The organism is Kosakonia sp. SMBL-WEM22 (assembly GCF_014490785.1).
In the GTDB taxonomy this organism is placed as follows: Bacteria; Pseudomonadota; Gammaproteobacteria; order Enterobacterales; family Enterobacteriaceae; genus Kosakonia.
Genome location: NZ_CP051488.1, coordinates 4,009,796 through 4,022,513, shown reverse-complemented (window position 1 = coordinate 4,022,513; position 12,718 = coordinate 4,009,796). Strand labels below are relative to the sequence as shown.

Sequence of the window (12,718 nt, the reverse complement as noted above, 5' to 3'; positions counted from 1 at the left end):
CCACAGCGGTTTGTTATCTTCATCCGGCTTGGGGTTAACCAAAAGATGAGAAACAATGAAAGCACGTTGGGCTAAGTTCGTACTCACAGGCGCGATGGTGGCACTCCTCGCGTCCTGCTCTTCTAAACCGACCGATCGCGGTCAGCAGTATAAAGATGGAAAATTCTCTCAGCCTTTTTCCCTCGTTAATCAGCCTGACGCCGTGGGCGCACCGATTAATGCCGGAGACTTCTCCGAGCAGGTGAGCCAGATCAGAAGCTCTGCGCCGCGCCTGTATGGCAACCAGAGCAGCGTTTATAACGCCATTGAAGCCTGGCTGCGCGCCGGGGGCGATACGCGCTCGCTGCGCCAGTACGGCATTGACGCCTGGCAGATGGAAGGGACAGATAATTATGGCAACGTGCAGTTTACCGGCTACTACACGCCGGTGGTGCAGGCGCGCCACACCCGCCAGGGCGAGTTCCAGTATCCTATCTACCGCATGCCGCCAAAACGCGGCCGCCTGCCTTCGCGCGCGGAGATCTACGCCGGGGCGCTCAGCGAGAACTATGTGCTGGCCTACAGCAACTCGCTGATGGACAACTTCATTATGGATGTGCAGGGCAGCGGCTATATCGATTTCGGCGACGGCAGCCCGCTCAACTTCTTTAGCTACGCCGGTAAAAATGGCCATGCCTATCGCAGCATCGGTAAAGTGTTAATCGATCGCGGGGAAGTGAAGCGCGAAGATATGTCGATGCAGGCGATCCGCGAATGGGGCGAGAAGCACAGCGAAGCCGAAGTGCGCGCGCTGCTGGAGGAGAACGCCTCCTTTGTCTTCTTTAAACCGCAATCCTGGGCACCGGTCAAAGGGGCCAGCTCCGTGCCGCTGATTGGCCGCGCGTCGGTTGCTTCTGATAAAACCGTGATCCCGCCGGGCACCACGCTGCTGGCGGAAGTGCCGCAGCTGGACAGCAAAGGCAAATTCAACGGCCAGTATGAGCTGCGCCTGATGGTGGCGCTGGATGTGGGCGGGGCAATTAAAGGCCAGCACTTCGACATCTACCAGGGGATCGGCGCAGAAGCCGGGCATCGCGCCGGCTGGTATAACCACTATGGCCGTGTCTGGATATTAAAGAACGCGCCGGGCGCGGGTCTGACGGGCAACGTCTTTAGCGGCTAAGGGAATGTGGTAAACTCTTTACCCCTTCCGGTCCCGGAGGGGGTTCTCTGTTTCAGCTTGAGGTTTCATATGTCAGCAGTAATCAGCGACGCCTGGCGCCAGCGCTTTGGCGGGACGGCGCGTTTGTATGGTGAAAAAGCGCTGCAGTGGTTCGCCGATGCACATATCTGCGTGGTCGGCATTGGCGGCGTCGGTTCGTGGGTCGCGGAAGCGCTGGCGCGCACCGGCATTGGTGCCATCACGCTGATTGATATGGATGATGTCTGCGTCACCAACACCAACCGACAGATCCACGCCCTGCGCGACACTGTCGGCGAGGCGAAAGCGGAAGTGATGGCCGCGCGCATTCGCGACATCAACCCGGAGTGCCGCGTCACGGTGATCGACGATTTTGTCACCGCCGATAACGTAGCGCAGCTAATGAGCACCTCGTTCAGCTATGTGATTGATGCCATTGATAGCGTGCGGCCAAAAGCGGCGCTAATTGCCTATTGCCGACGCAATAAGATCCCGCTGGTGACCACCGGCGGCGCGGGCGGGCAGATCGATCCTACGCAGATCCAGGTGAGCGATCTGGCGAAAACTATTCAGGATCCGCTGGCGGCGAAGCTGCGTGAGCGGCTGAAGAGCGATTTCGGCGTGGTGAAAAACAGTAAAGGCAAACTCGGTATCGACTGCGTCTTTTCCACCGAAGCGCTGGTCTACCCGCAGGCGGATGGTTCGGTGTGTGCGATGAAAAGCAGCGCGGAAGGGCCAAAACGGATGGACTGCGCCGCCGGGTTTGGCGCAGCTACGATGGTGACCGCCACCTTTGGCTTTGTCGCGGTCTCCCATGCGTTAAAAAAACTGATGGCGAAAGCGCAGCGTCAGGCCAGCGCCTGACGAGCCTGCTCCTGTACGGCGGCGGCCAGCGCCGCCAGCCCCTGGCTGCGTGAGGCGCTCAGCTGATTACGCAGCCCCAACTCATCAAACAGCGCCAGCGGATCGCTCTCGATTAGCCTCTGCGGGCGTTTGCCCTCTACAGTCGTTAGCAAAACGGCTAATAAACCGCGCACGATGCGCCCTTCGCTGTCGCCAAAGAAGTGCAGTGTGCCGTCGGGCAGCTGTGTCGAGCCGAGCCAGACGCGGTTTTCGCAGCCGGGGATCTCCTGCGCCTGCGCTTTTATCTCATCTGTTGCGGCAGGCAACTGCTTGCCGAGCATAATCAGCTGGCGGTACTTCTCTTCCCACGCGTTGAGGGCGCCAAAGGTCTGGCGCAGTGTCTCTTCAGTGACCACGGTGCCGAACGGATGTCCGGCGAATGCAGGGCTTGTCATCAATCCACCAATAGTTCCAGAGCACGGTCGACGGCGCTGACCAGCGCATCGACATCCTGTTGAGTATTATAGGGCGCAAATGAGGCGCGTAGTGTGCCGTTGACGCCAAGCGCGGCGAGCAGCGGCTGGGCGCAGTGCTGGCCCGCGCGCAGAGCGATGCCGTAACCCGCCAGCAGCGTCACCATATCGCTGTGATGCACGCCGTCAAACGTGAAGGCCAGCAGGCTGGAGTCCTGGCAGCGGAATGAGCGGAAACCGGGACGCTGTGCCAGCTGCTCTTCCGCCAGTGTTGCCAGCCCGCGGCTGTAGCGTTCCGCCTGCGCAATATCAATTCCATTCAGCCACTCCAGCGCGGCGCTTAAGCCAATCACACCCGCCACGTTAGGGGTGCCCGCTTCGAGCTTGTAGGGCACCGGCTGGGTGGTGAACCCTTCAAAGGTCACTTCACTGATCATCTTGCCGCCGCCGAGCCACGGCGTCATTGCCTCCAGCAGCTCCGCTTTGCCATACAGCGCGCCAATGCCATTTGGACCATAGAGTTTATGACCGGAGAAGGCATAAAAATCGATATCCAGCTGTTGCACGTCGGCCGGGAAATGGACCACGCCCTGCGCGCCATCGATCATCACCACCATGCCGGCCTGATGGGCAAGCGTAATGGCGCGGGCGAGATCCGGGCAGCCGCCGGTGACGTTGGACATCTGCCCCAGCGCCAGAATCCGGCTGCGGGGGGTGATAAGGGCAGGAAGCTGGTTAAGATCCGGCAGGCGATCCTCCGCCAGCGGCAGCTTCACCACTTTTGCGCCGGTCTGTTCCGCGACCATCAGCCACGGCACCAGGTTGGCATGGTGCTCCGCCTCGCTGACAATGATCTCATCGCCAGGTTGTAAGCGCGGTCGGGCATAGCACTGGGCAACCATGTTGATCGCCTCGGTGGTGCCGCGCGTCCAGACAATATTTTTGCCGGAAGGGGCGTTGAGCAGCGTGGCGACCTGGTCGCGTGCTGCTTCATAGCGGGCGGTGAGCTGCTGCGCTTCGGCAAACTGGCTGCGGTGGACATTGCCAGCGCTCAGGCTATAGAACTGCTGCGTAGCGTCGATGACCGTCTGCGGTTTCAGCGCGGTGGCGGCGCTGTCGAGGTAGACACCCGCGTCGGCCAGCGCCGGGAACTGGGCGCGAAACTGCGAAGGATTAAATGCGTTCATACTTATCCTCATCTGTAGGCCGACGATGGTCGCGCACTTTTTTTCCACGGGCAAGGGGATTGATAACCATCGGAATTATCTGTTTGTACTGGCGGAACTGCATAAGCAGGTTATGCTGATAAGTGTAAGTAACGTGTTTGAGACTCTTCCAGTAAGAGTATTTCACAGCATTAATTGCCAGAATCAATCAAGGAGAAGAAGATGAAGAAGACTGCCGCAATTATTTCTGCTTGTACTTTAGCTTTCGCCCTGAGCGCCTGTTCCAGCCCGAACTACGCGTTGCACACCAACGATGGCCGTACAATCATTTCCGAAGGCAAGCCGAAAACTGACGACCAGACAGGTATGATTTCCTACAAAGACGCGAACGGTAATGAGCAGCAGATCAACCGTTCTGACGTGAAAGAGATGGTTGCTCTGGAGAAATAATTCCGGGCGCCAGGCAAAAAAAAGCACCGCAATTTGCGGTGCTACATTAATCACTATGGACAGACAGGGTAAATGTACAGGAAGTGAAAAAGGGGTAGCTTTGCTACCGGGGTCTGAAATGCAGACCAAATTGCAAACACAACAACACAACATCACAACCGTAAGCCAAAAGCCCTTCAGAATCTCAATTCCAAAACACTTTTCGTTCCGGCTTCAGGAAGTGGCGCCACTATAGGTATTTGCTGGTGCAACCTCAACGGACAATTTATAATGGCTCAGATAAAAAAAACTAATAGGTTAACTGCTGTTTCCTGTTTGTTAAATTCAGTTTACATCTAAGCCTGATAAACCATGTCGAAGCGATTACCACCTCTTAATGCATTACGTGTTTTTGATGCCGCAGCCCGCCATTTAAGTTTTACCCGCGCGGCCGATGAGCTATTTGTGACGCAGGCCGCAGTAAGCCACCAAATCAAGTCTCTCGAGGATTTTCTCGGCCTGAAACTCTTTCGCCGCCGCAACCGCTCGCTGCTGTTAACGGAGGAGGGGCAGAGTTATTTCCAGGATATCAAAGAGATATTTTCCCAGCTCAATGAAGCCACTCGCAAATTGCAGGCGCGCAGCGCAAAGGGCGCGCTCACCGTCAGCTTGCTGCCCAGTTTCGCTATTCAGTGGCTGGTGCCGAGACTCTCCAGCTTTAACTCAGCTTATCCGGGAATCGACGTGCGCATCCAGGCGGTCGACCGCGAAGAGGACAAGCTCGCCGACGATGTCGATGTGGCGATCTTCTACGGCCGCGGCAACTGGCCGGGGCTGCGCGTGGAGAAACTCTATGCCGAATATCTGCTCCCGGTCTGCTCCCCGCTGCTGCTGACCGGCGAGAAAGCGTTGAAGACGCCGGACGATCTGGCGCGCCACACCCTTTTACATGATGCCTCGCGCCGCGACTGGCAAACCTATACCCGCCAGTTGGGCGTTAACCTCAATGTCCAGCAAGGGCCGATCTTCAGCCACAGTTCAATGGTGCTGCAGGCGGCAATCCACGGGCAGGGCGTGGCGCTGGCGAATAATGTGATGGCGCAGTCGGAAATAGAAGCGGGTCGTCTGGTCTGCCCATTTAACGATGTGCTGGTGAGCAAAAATGCTTTTTATCTGGTTTGTCATGACAGCCAGGCAGAACTGGGTAAAATAGCGGCCTTTCGTCAGTGGATCCTGGCCAAAGCGGCAAGCGAGCAGGAAAAATTCCGTTTCCGCTACGAACAATAATTCGCGCGCGCAGGGCGCGTATGACTCTTGGGGAAGTAACATGACCAGCCGTTTTATGCTGATTTTCGCCGCAGTAAGCGGTTTTATCTTTGTCGCGTTGGGCGCATTCGGCGCGCACGTGTTAAGCAAGTCACTCGGCGTCACCGAGATGAGCTGGATCCAGACCGGCCTTGAGTATCAGGCGTTCCACACCTTAGCGGTGTTAGGTCTTGCGGTGGCGATGCAGCGCCGCATCAGCATCTGGTTTTACTGGAGCAGCGTGTTCCTGGCGCTCGGCACCGTGCTGTTCAGCGGTAGCCTCTACTGCCTCGCGCTCTCCCATTTACGCCTGTGGGCGTTTGTTACCCCGGTCGGCGGCGTCTGCTTCTTAATCGGCTGGGCATTAATGTTAATTGGCGCAATTCGTCTGAAACGTAGGGGCGTTGTTCATGAATAAAGTGGTATTGCTGTGCCGCCCGGGTTTTGAGAAAGAGTGCGCAGCCGAAATTACCGATAAAGCCGGACGCCAGAATGTGTTCGGTTTCGCCCGTGTGAAAGAGAACGCGGGCTACGTCATTTTTGAGTGCTATCAGCAAGAGGACGCCGACAAACTGGCGCGCGAGCTGCCGTTTAGCTCGCTGATTTTTGCCCGCCAGATGTTTGTCGTCGGCGAGCTGCTGCGCGACCTGCCGCCGGACGATCGCATTACGCCGATCGTTGGCATGCTGCAGGGCGTAGTGGAGAAGGGCGGCGATCTGCGCGTTGAAGTGGCTGACACCAACGAAAGCAAAGAGCTGATGAAGTTCTGCCGCAAGTTCACCGTGCCGCTGCGCGGTGCGCTACGTGAAGCGGGCATTCTTGCGCGCAGCGACTCGGCGAGCCGCCCGGTGGTGCATATCTTCTTTATTGCGCCAGGCTGCTGCTACACCGGCTACTCCTACTCTTATAACAACTCACCCTTCTATATGGGCATTCCGCGCCTGAAGTTCCCGGCCGATGCACCGAGCCGTTCGACGCTGAAGCTGGAAGAGGCATTTCACGTCTTTATTCCTGCCGATGAGTGGGATGAACGCCTGGCGAACGGCATGTACGCCGTCGATCTTGGGGCCTGCCCCGGCGGCTGGACCTACCAACTGGTGAAGCGCAACATGTGGGTCTCTTCTGTGGATAACGGCCCGATGGCGCAGAGCCTGATGGATACCGGCCAGGTGACCTGGCTGCGCGAAGATGGTTTCCGCTATCGCCCGACGCGCAGCAACATCTCGTGGATGGTGTGCGATATGGTGGAAAAACCGGCCAAAGTGGCAGCGCTGATGGCGCAGTGGCTGACGGAAGGGTGGTGTCGTGAAACCATCTTCAACCTCAAGCTGCCGATGAAAAAGCGCTATGAAGAGGTCTCCAACAACCTCGCCTATATTCAGCAGCAGCTGGATGAGCACGGCATCGCCGCGCAGATCCAGGCGCGTCAGCTCTATCACGATCGTGAAGAGGTGACGGTGCATATCCGCAGAATGTGGGCAGCTGTCGGCGGACGCAGGGACGAGCGTTAATTGTTGTAAACGGGACGGTGCGCAAATCCTCGCGTACTACATCTACGCGTCAGTTTGTGCGCACTGTCCCTTCCTCAATCTCCTGCTGGCCTATTTTTTATTTCCCGCCTTTGCTAACTCTTTGACTAACGGCAGCATAATCCGCATCACATCGCGGCTGCGGTGTTCGATTCGTCCCGGCAGCGCCTTATCGATATAGAACTGGTTATCCAGCCGCGCGCGGTGATAGCTCACGCCCTCCGGGAATGCCTTCGATTTAGCCCGCTGCTGGGCGCAATCTTTATTACCCAGTGACCAGTTAGCGGCTTCCACCGACAGCACCGGGATCATTGCGTTATCAAACACCTGCGCATCATGGCAGCAGGGGCTGCGCTTCTCCGCGCTCGCCGGGGCGCTTAACGCCTGAATGCCATGCGAGCGGGCAATCGCCAGTGCGCGGTCGCGCGTCAGTTTGCGCACCGAGGCCGGGGTGTTTTTCCCGCTAGTAAAATAGAGTTTGTCGCCAACGATCAGGTTATTGAGGTTAATCACCAGCAGGGTGTTTTTACGCTCTTTCTCGCTCATGCGATCGAGGAAGCTCTCTGCGCCAAGCTGGCCCTCCTCTTCGCCGCTGGTGGCGACAAAGCGCACGGTGTATTCCGTTGGCGTCGCTTTCAGCGCCTGCGCCAGTTCAAGCATTACGCCAAGCGCGGCGGCATTATCATCAATGCCCTGAAGCGTTAAGCCACCCAGGTTGTTATCAACATCGGCATCGCTTTGTGGCGCGTAGGTATCAAGATGCGCCATTACGATAATCTGCTGCGACACGCGCCCTTCATGGGCGGCAATCACCGAACTGCCGATCACATTCTGCCAGCTCTGCTGATTGTCTTTTGTGCTGTAGCGGTAGCGGGTTTTGAACTTACGAATATCGCTCTGATAACCCATCTGCGAAAACTGCTGCTGGAGATAGTCCGCGCTGAGCATTTCCGCCGGTGTGCCGGTCATGCGGCCGGGAAAGAGGCTGGCGATATGTCGCGCCTGTTCATTTGCCATGTCACCGGGGTGGGAGGAGCGGGCGGCAGCCGGAAGAATAAAGCATACGCCGAGCGCCAGGGCAGCGGTACGGAGGCGCAATGCGGAAAACATAGGGAGTCCTTTATGCAGCAAAATTTTAAACGGGCTTAGTATGAAACTGTGACGGAGTTTGCACAATTTCATTTGTGGTTAACCATCCGAAAATTCTCACCTTAAGCACTTTTTGGTATGAGCTTTCCTGGCTCTTTATTCTTTTGCGGAACTACTCATTCCAATTCGTAATTTCATTCGTTCTAACGCGCCCCCTATAGTCCCCCTATTGCTGGCTGTGAGTGAGTTACAACGTTGTGGATTACCTGCCTCTGTTTGCTGCTGTAAAAGACCGCCCTGTTTTAGTGATTGGCGGCGGTGAAATTGCCGCGCGCAAAATCACCTTTTTGCGCCGTGCGGGCGCGCACGTACAGATAGTGGCCCGAAAACTTGATCCACAGTTGCAACAACTTGCCGATGAGCAGGCTGTTCACTGGATCGCCACGGAGTTTGATGAGTCGCAGCTGGATGCCATATTTTTGGTGATTGCGGCAACCAACGATGCTGCCCTTAACCGCCGGGTATTTGATGCCGCCAACGCGCGTCATCGGCTGGTTAACGTGGTGGACGATCAGCCGCTCTGTTCCTTTATTTTCCCCTCTATTGTTGACCGCTCGCCGCTGATCGTCGCCATCTCCTCCGGCGGTAATGCGCCGGTGCTGGCGCGTCTGCTGCGGGAAAAAATAGAGGCGCTGCTGCCGGGAAACCTTGGGCGGATGGCGGCCGTGGCCGGGCGCTGGCGTACGCGCATTAAAGCGTATCGCCGCACCACCGACGATCGTCGTCGCTTCTGGGAGAGCGCCTTTCGCGGACGTTTCGCCAGCCTGATGGCAGCAGGTGATGAGCCTGCAGCAGAGCGGGCGCTGGAAGCGGAGTTACAACAGCCGGGGTCGGCCAGTGGCGAGATTATCCTCGTCGGTGCCGGGCCGGGCGATGCGGGCTTGCTGACCCTGCGCGGTTTACAGGTGATCCAGCAGGCCGATGTGGTCTTTTACGACCATCTGGTGAGCGATGCGGTGCTGGAGTTAACCCGTCGCGATGCGGAGAAGATCTGCGTCGGCAAACGGGCAGGCGTCCATGCCGTGCCGCAGCACGAAACCAACCGCATGCTGGTGGAAGCCGCGCAGGAGGGGAAAACCGTCGTGCGCCTGAAAGGTGGCGATCCCTTTATCTTTGGTCGCGGTGGCGAAGAGCTACAGGCGGCAGCCGAAGCGGGGATCCCGTTCCAGGTGGTGCCGGGCGTGACGGCGGCATCGGGCGCGACGGCGTATGCCGGTATTCCGCTGACGCACCGGGATTTCGCCCAGAGCGTCACCTTCGTCACCGGCCACTACAAAGCCGACAGCGCGCCGTTCGACTGGTCGCAGCTGGCGCAAAGCCGCCAGACGCTGGCGATCTATATGGGCACCATGAAAGCGGCCGAGATCAGCGCCCAGCTGATTGCCCATGGGCGCGAGCGTACCACGCCGGTGGCGGTGATCTCCCGCGGCACGCGCGCCGATCAGCAGATGACTACCGGCACATTAGAACAACTTGAGGAACTGGCTACAGGCGCACCGATGCCTGCGCTGTTAGTGGTGGGTGAAGTGGTTGCGCTTCATCGCGAACTGGCCTGGTTCCAGCAAACGACAGCTACGGCGGCGTTTGACGCTTCCGTGATTAATCTGGCTTAAGGAAGGGATATGGACGAAAAACGACTCACTCACCTGCGACAACTGGAGGCGGAAAGCATCCATATCATTCGCGAAGTGGCCGCCGAGTTTGCCAATCCGGTGATGATGTACTCCATCGGCAAAGACTCCAGCGTGATGCTGCACCTGGCGCGTAAAGCCTTCTACCCGGGCACGCTGCCGTTTCCACTGCTGCATGTCGATACCGGCTGGAAATTCCGCGAAATGTATGAGTTCCGCGACCGTACAGCCAAAGCTTACGGCTGCGAGCTGCTGGTGCATAAAAACCCGGAAGGGGTAGCGATGGGTATCAACCCCTTCGTACACGGCAGTGCGAAACACACCGACATTATGAAAACCGAAGGGCTGAAGCAGGCGCTGAACAAGTATGGTTTTGATGCCGCATTTGGCGGCGCGCGCCGTGACGAAGAGAAGTCGCGCGCCAAAGAGCGTATCTACTCCTTCCGCGACCGTTTTCACCGCTGGGACCCGAAAAACCAGCGTCCGGAGCTGTGGCATAACTACAACGGCCAGATCAACAAGGGCGAAAGCATCCGCGTTTTTCCGCTCTCCAACTGGACCGAGCTGGATATCTGGCAGTACATCTTCCTGGAAAATATTGAGATCGTGCCGCTCTATCTGGCCGCCGAGCGACCGGTACTGGAGCGCGACGGCATGCTGATGATGATCGACGATGACCGCATCGATCTGCAGCCGGGCGAAGTGATTGAAAAACGCATGGTGCGTTTCCGTACCCTCGGCTGCTGGCCGCTGACCGGCGCAGTGGAGTCCCACGCGCAGACGCTGCCGGAGATCATCGAAGAGATGCTGATCTCAACCACCAGCGAACGTCAAGGGCGCGTGATTGACCGCGACCAGGCCGGCTCGATGGAGCTGAAGAAACGCCAGGGTTATTTCTAAGGAGCCGCCATGAATACCACTATTGCACAACAAATTGCGGATGAAGGCGGCGTTGAAGCGTACCTGCATGCCCAGCAACACAAAAGCCTGCTGCGTTTTCTTACCTGCGGCAGCGTCGATGACGGCAAGAGCACGCTGATCGGCCGCCTGCTGCATGACACTCGCCAGATCTACGAAGATCAGCTCTCAACGCTGCACAATGACAGCAAACGCCACGGCACTCAGGGCGAGAAACTTGACCTTGCGCTGCTGGTGGATGGCCTACAGGCCGAGCGTGAGCAGGGCATTACCATTGACGTGGCGTATCGTTACTTCTCCACCGAGAAGCGCAAATTTATTATTGCCGATACGCCGGGGCATGAGCAGTACACCCGCAATATGGCGACCGGTGCCTCCACCTGCGATCTGGCGATCCTGCTGATCGATGCGCGCAAAGGCGTGCTGGATCAGACCCGTCGTCACAGCTTTATCTCCACCTTACTGGGCATCAAACATCTGGTGGTGGCGGTAAACAAGATGGATCTGGTGGCGTTCAGCGAAGCCACTTTCGATTCTATTCGCCAGGATTACCTCACTTTTGCCGAACAGCTGCCGGGCGATCTCGATATCCGCTTTGTGCCGCTCTCGGCGCTGGAAGGCGATAACGTTGCCAGCCAGAGCGACAAGATGGCGTGGTACAGCGGCCCGACGCTGCTGGAGATGCTCGAAACCGTTGAAATCAAACGCGTGGTAGAGAGCCAGCCGATGCGCTTCCCGGTGCAGTATGTTAACCGTCCGAACCTCGATTTCCGCGGCTTCTCCGGCACGCTGGCCTCTGGCGTGGTCAAGGTTGGGCAGCGCATCAAAGTCCTGCCGTCGGGCGTGGAGTCGACCATCGCGCGTATCGTCACCTTTGATGGCGATCTACAGGAAGCGGGCGCTGGCGAAGCGATTACCCTCGTGTTGAAAGATGAGATTGATATCAGCCGCGGCGATCTGATCCTTGATGCGCAGGAAACACTGCCAGCCGTGCAGCGCGCCTCGCTTGATGTAGTGTGGATGGCGGAGCTGCCGTTGCAGGCGGGCCAAAGTTTTGAGGTCAAAGTGGCGGGCAAGAAAACCCGCGCGCGCATTGATGCTGTTCAGTACCAGGTGGATATCAACAACCTGACCCAGCGCGAGGTGGAGAGCCTGCCGCTGAACGGTATCGGGCTGGTTGACGTTACTTTTGATGAGCCGCTGACCCTCGACCCTTACCAGCAGAACCCGGTGACCGGTGGGATGATCTTTATCGATCGCCTGAGCAACGTCACCGTTGGCGCAGGCATGGTGCGCGAAGTACACACCGATGCGCAGGTTGTGCCATCGGAGTTCAGCGCCTTTGAACTGGAGCTGAACCAGCTGGTTCGCAAACACTTCCCGCACTGGGGCGCGCGCGATCTGCTGGGAGGCAAATAATGGCGCAGCATGACGAAAACGTCGTCTGGCATGCCCATCCGGTGACGCCGCAGCAGCGCGAACAGCTCCACGGCCACCGTGGGGTGGTGCTCTGGTTTACCGGGCTTTCCGGCTCCGGTAAATCGACCGTCGCGGGGGCGCTGGAAGAAGCGTTACACCGCGCGGGCGTCAGCACCTATCTGCTTGATGGCGATAACGTGCGTCACGGCCTGTGCAGTGATTTAGGCTTCAGCGACGCGGATCGCAAAGAGAACATCCGCCGGGTCGGCGAAGTGGCGAAGCTAATGGTCGAATCGGGGCTGGTGGTATTGACCGCCTTTATCTCGCCCCATCGCGCTGAGCGGCAGATGGTGCGCGAACGCCTCGGCGAGGGGCGTTTTATTGAGGTGTTTGTCGATACGCCGCTGGCGATTTGCGAAGCGCGCGACCCGAAAGGGTTATACAAGAAAGCCCGCGCCGGAGAGCTGCGTAATTTCACCGGTATTGATTCAGTGTACGAGGCACCAGACGCGCCGGAAGTGCACCTTGATGGCGAACAATTGGTAACAAATTTGGTCAGTCAATTATTAGACCTGCTGCGGCAGGGAGATATTATCAGATCCTGAGACGGTACTGGCGATACATCCACTCTTCAGGCTTTAGCGAGTTTGCTTTTCGCGCCCTCTGAACAGGTGTG

Annotated in this window: 13 protein-coding genes; 10 read left to right on the top strand and 3 right to left on the bottom strand. The window is 57.8% G+C overall.

The window, feature by feature from the left end:
* Window positions 1-55 precede the first annotated feature (55 nt).
* Together mltA and tcdA are read left to right on the top strand one after the other, a co-directional pair.
* The gene (gene mltA, locus HF650_RS19380; RefSeq protein WP_187799979.1) at window positions 56-1,162 is read left to right on the top strand and encodes a murein transglycosylase A; all 1,107 of its coding nucleotides are present in this window, start codon (window positions 56-58) and stop codon (window positions 1,160-1,162) included.
* A gap of 69 nt (window positions 1,163-1,231) precedes the next feature.
* Window positions 1,232-2,044, top strand: a complete 813-nt coding sequence (gene tcdA, locus HF650_RS19375) for a tRNA cyclic N6-threonylcarbamoyladenosine(37) synthase TcdA (RefSeq protein ID WP_187799978.1) — start codon at window positions 1,232-1,234, stop codon at window positions 2,042-2,044.
* Here the strand turns inward: tcdA and csdE are convergent.
* Window positions 2,029-2,478 (bottom strand): cysteine desulfurase sulfur acceptor subunit CsdE, encoded by a 450-nt coding sequence (csdE, locus tag HF650_RS19370; RefSeq protein WP_187799977.1) that lies wholly within the window; start codon window positions 2,476-2,478, stop codon window positions 2,029-2,031. The genes tcdA and csdE overlap by 16 nt on opposite strands.
* Complete coding sequence (gene csdA / locus HF650_RS19365) at window positions 2,478-3,683, bottom strand: cysteine desulfurase CsdA (protein WP_187799976.1); 1,206 nt, start codon at window positions 3,681-3,683, stop codon at window positions 2,478-2,480. The genes csdE and csdA overlap by 1 nt, the downstream gene beginning before the upstream one ends.
* Window positions 3,684-3,884: 201 nt before the next feature.
* Between csdA and HF650_RS19360 the strand changes: the two genes are divergently transcribed.
* From HF650_RS19360 to rlmM, 4 genes are all read left to right on the top strand, one after another.
* Entirely contained in the window at window positions 3,885-4,112 is a 228-nt protein-coding gene (locus HF650_RS19360; RefSeq protein WP_023481080.1) for a YgdI/YgdR family lipoprotein, read from the top strand.
* Between the two features lie 351 nt (window positions 4,113-4,463).
* Window positions 4,464-5,378, top strand: a complete 915-nt coding sequence (gcvA, locus tag HF650_RS19355) for a glycine cleavage system transcriptional regulator GcvA (protein WP_023481079.1) — start codon at window positions 4,464-4,466, stop codon at window positions 5,376-5,378.
* Window positions 5,379-5,418: 40 nt separating this feature from the next.
* Window positions 5,419-5,814 (top strand): DUF423 domain-containing protein, encoded by a 396-nt coding sequence (locus HF650_RS19350; RefSeq protein WP_187799975.1) that lies wholly within the window; start codon window positions 5,419-5,421, stop codon window positions 5,812-5,814.
* A complete protein-coding gene (gene rlmM / locus HF650_RS19345; RefSeq protein WP_187799974.1) occupies window positions 5,807-6,907 on the top strand; it encodes a 23S rRNA (cytidine(2498)-2'-O)-methyltransferase RlmM in 1,101 nt (366 codons plus the stop codon). Before HF650_RS19350 ends, rlmM begins: the two co-directional genes overlap by 8 nt.
* Before the next feature lie 90 nt (window positions 6,908-6,997).
* Here the strand turns inward: rlmM and HF650_RS19340 are convergent, their stop codons facing one another.
* Window positions 6,998-8,035, bottom strand: a complete 1,038-nt coding sequence (locus HF650_RS19340; RefSeq protein ID WP_187799973.1) for an aminopeptidase — start codon at window positions 8,033-8,035, stop codon at window positions 6,998-7,000.
* Window positions 8,036-8,280: 245 nt separating this feature from the next.
* Here HF650_RS19340 and cysG point away from each other — a divergent pair, with 245 nt between their 5' ends.
* From cysG to cysC, 4 genes are read left to right on the top strand one after another with little or no spacing between them, the layout of a single operon-like run.
* Window positions 8,281-9,687 carry a siroheme synthase CysG gene (gene cysG / locus HF650_RS19335; RefSeq protein WP_187802768.1) on the top strand — a complete coding sequence of 469 codons (1,407 nt, stop codon included), beginning with the start codon at window positions 8,281-8,283 and terminating at the stop codon, window positions 9,685-9,687.
* 9 nt (window positions 9,688-9,696) lie between these two features.
* Window positions 9,697-10,605, top strand: a complete 909-nt coding sequence (gene cysD / locus HF650_RS19330) for a sulfate adenylyltransferase subunit CysD (protein ID WP_023481127.1) — start codon at window positions 9,697-9,699, stop codon at window positions 10,603-10,605.
* Between the two features lie 9 nt (window positions 10,606-10,614).
* Window positions 10,615-12,042 carry a sulfate adenylyltransferase subunit CysN gene (cysN, locus tag HF650_RS19325; RefSeq protein WP_187799972.1) on the top strand — a complete coding sequence of 476 codons (1,428 nt, stop codon included), beginning with the start codon at window positions 10,615-10,617 and terminating at the stop codon, window positions 12,040-12,042.
* On the top strand, window positions 12,042-12,647 hold the full coding sequence (gene cysC / locus HF650_RS19320; protein WP_187799971.1) for an adenylyl-sulfate kinase: 606 nt from the start codon (window positions 12,042-12,044) through the stop codon (window positions 12,645-12,647). Before cysN ends, cysC begins: the two co-directional genes overlap by 1 nt.
* Window positions 12,648-12,718 lie beyond the last annotated feature (71 nt).

Coding starts and splice junctions, on each gene's coding strand:
- csdE (WP_187799977.1), bottom strand. CDS start 2,478: ATGACAAGCCCTGCATTCGCCGGACATCCGTTCGGCACCGTGGTCACT.
- tcdA (WP_187799978.1), top strand. CDS start 1,232: ATGTCAGCAGTAATCAGCGACGCCTGGCGCCAGCGCTTTGGCGGGACG.
- cysC (WP_187799971.1), top strand. CDS start 12,042: ATGGCGCAGCATGACGAAAACGTCGTCTGGCATGCCCATCCGGTGACG.
- gcvA (WP_023481079.1), top strand. CDS start 4,464: ATGTCGAAGCGATTACCACCTCTTAATGCATTACGTGTTTTTGATGCC.
- HF650_RS19360 (WP_023481080.1), top strand. CDS start 3,885: ATGAAGAAGACTGCCGCAATTATTTCTGCTTGTACTTTAGCTTTCGCC.
- cysN (WP_187799972.1), top strand. CDS start 10,615: ATGAATACCACTATTGCACAACAAATTGCGGATGAAGGCGGCGTTGAA.
- HF650_RS19350 (WP_187799975.1), top strand. CDS start 5,419: ATGACCAGCCGTTTTATGCTGATTTTCGCCGCAGTAAGCGGTTTTATC.
- csdA (WP_187799976.1), bottom strand. CDS start 3,683: ATGAACGCATTTAATCCTTCGCAGTTTCGCGCCCAGTTCCCGGCGCTG.
- mltA (WP_187799979.1), top strand. CDS start 56: ATGAAAGCACGTTGGGCTAAGTTCGTACTCACAGGCGCGATGGTGGCA.
- HF650_RS19340 (WP_187799973.1), bottom strand. CDS start 8,035: ATGTTTTCCGCATTGCGCCTCCGTACCGCTGCCCTGGCGCTCGGCGTA.
- cysD (WP_023481127.1), top strand. CDS start 9,697: ATGGACGAAAAACGACTCACTCACCTGCGACAACTGGAGGCGGAAAGC.
- rlmM (WP_187799974.1), top strand. CDS start 5,807: ATGAATAAAGTGGTATTGCTGTGCCGCCCGGGTTTTGAGAAAGAGTGC.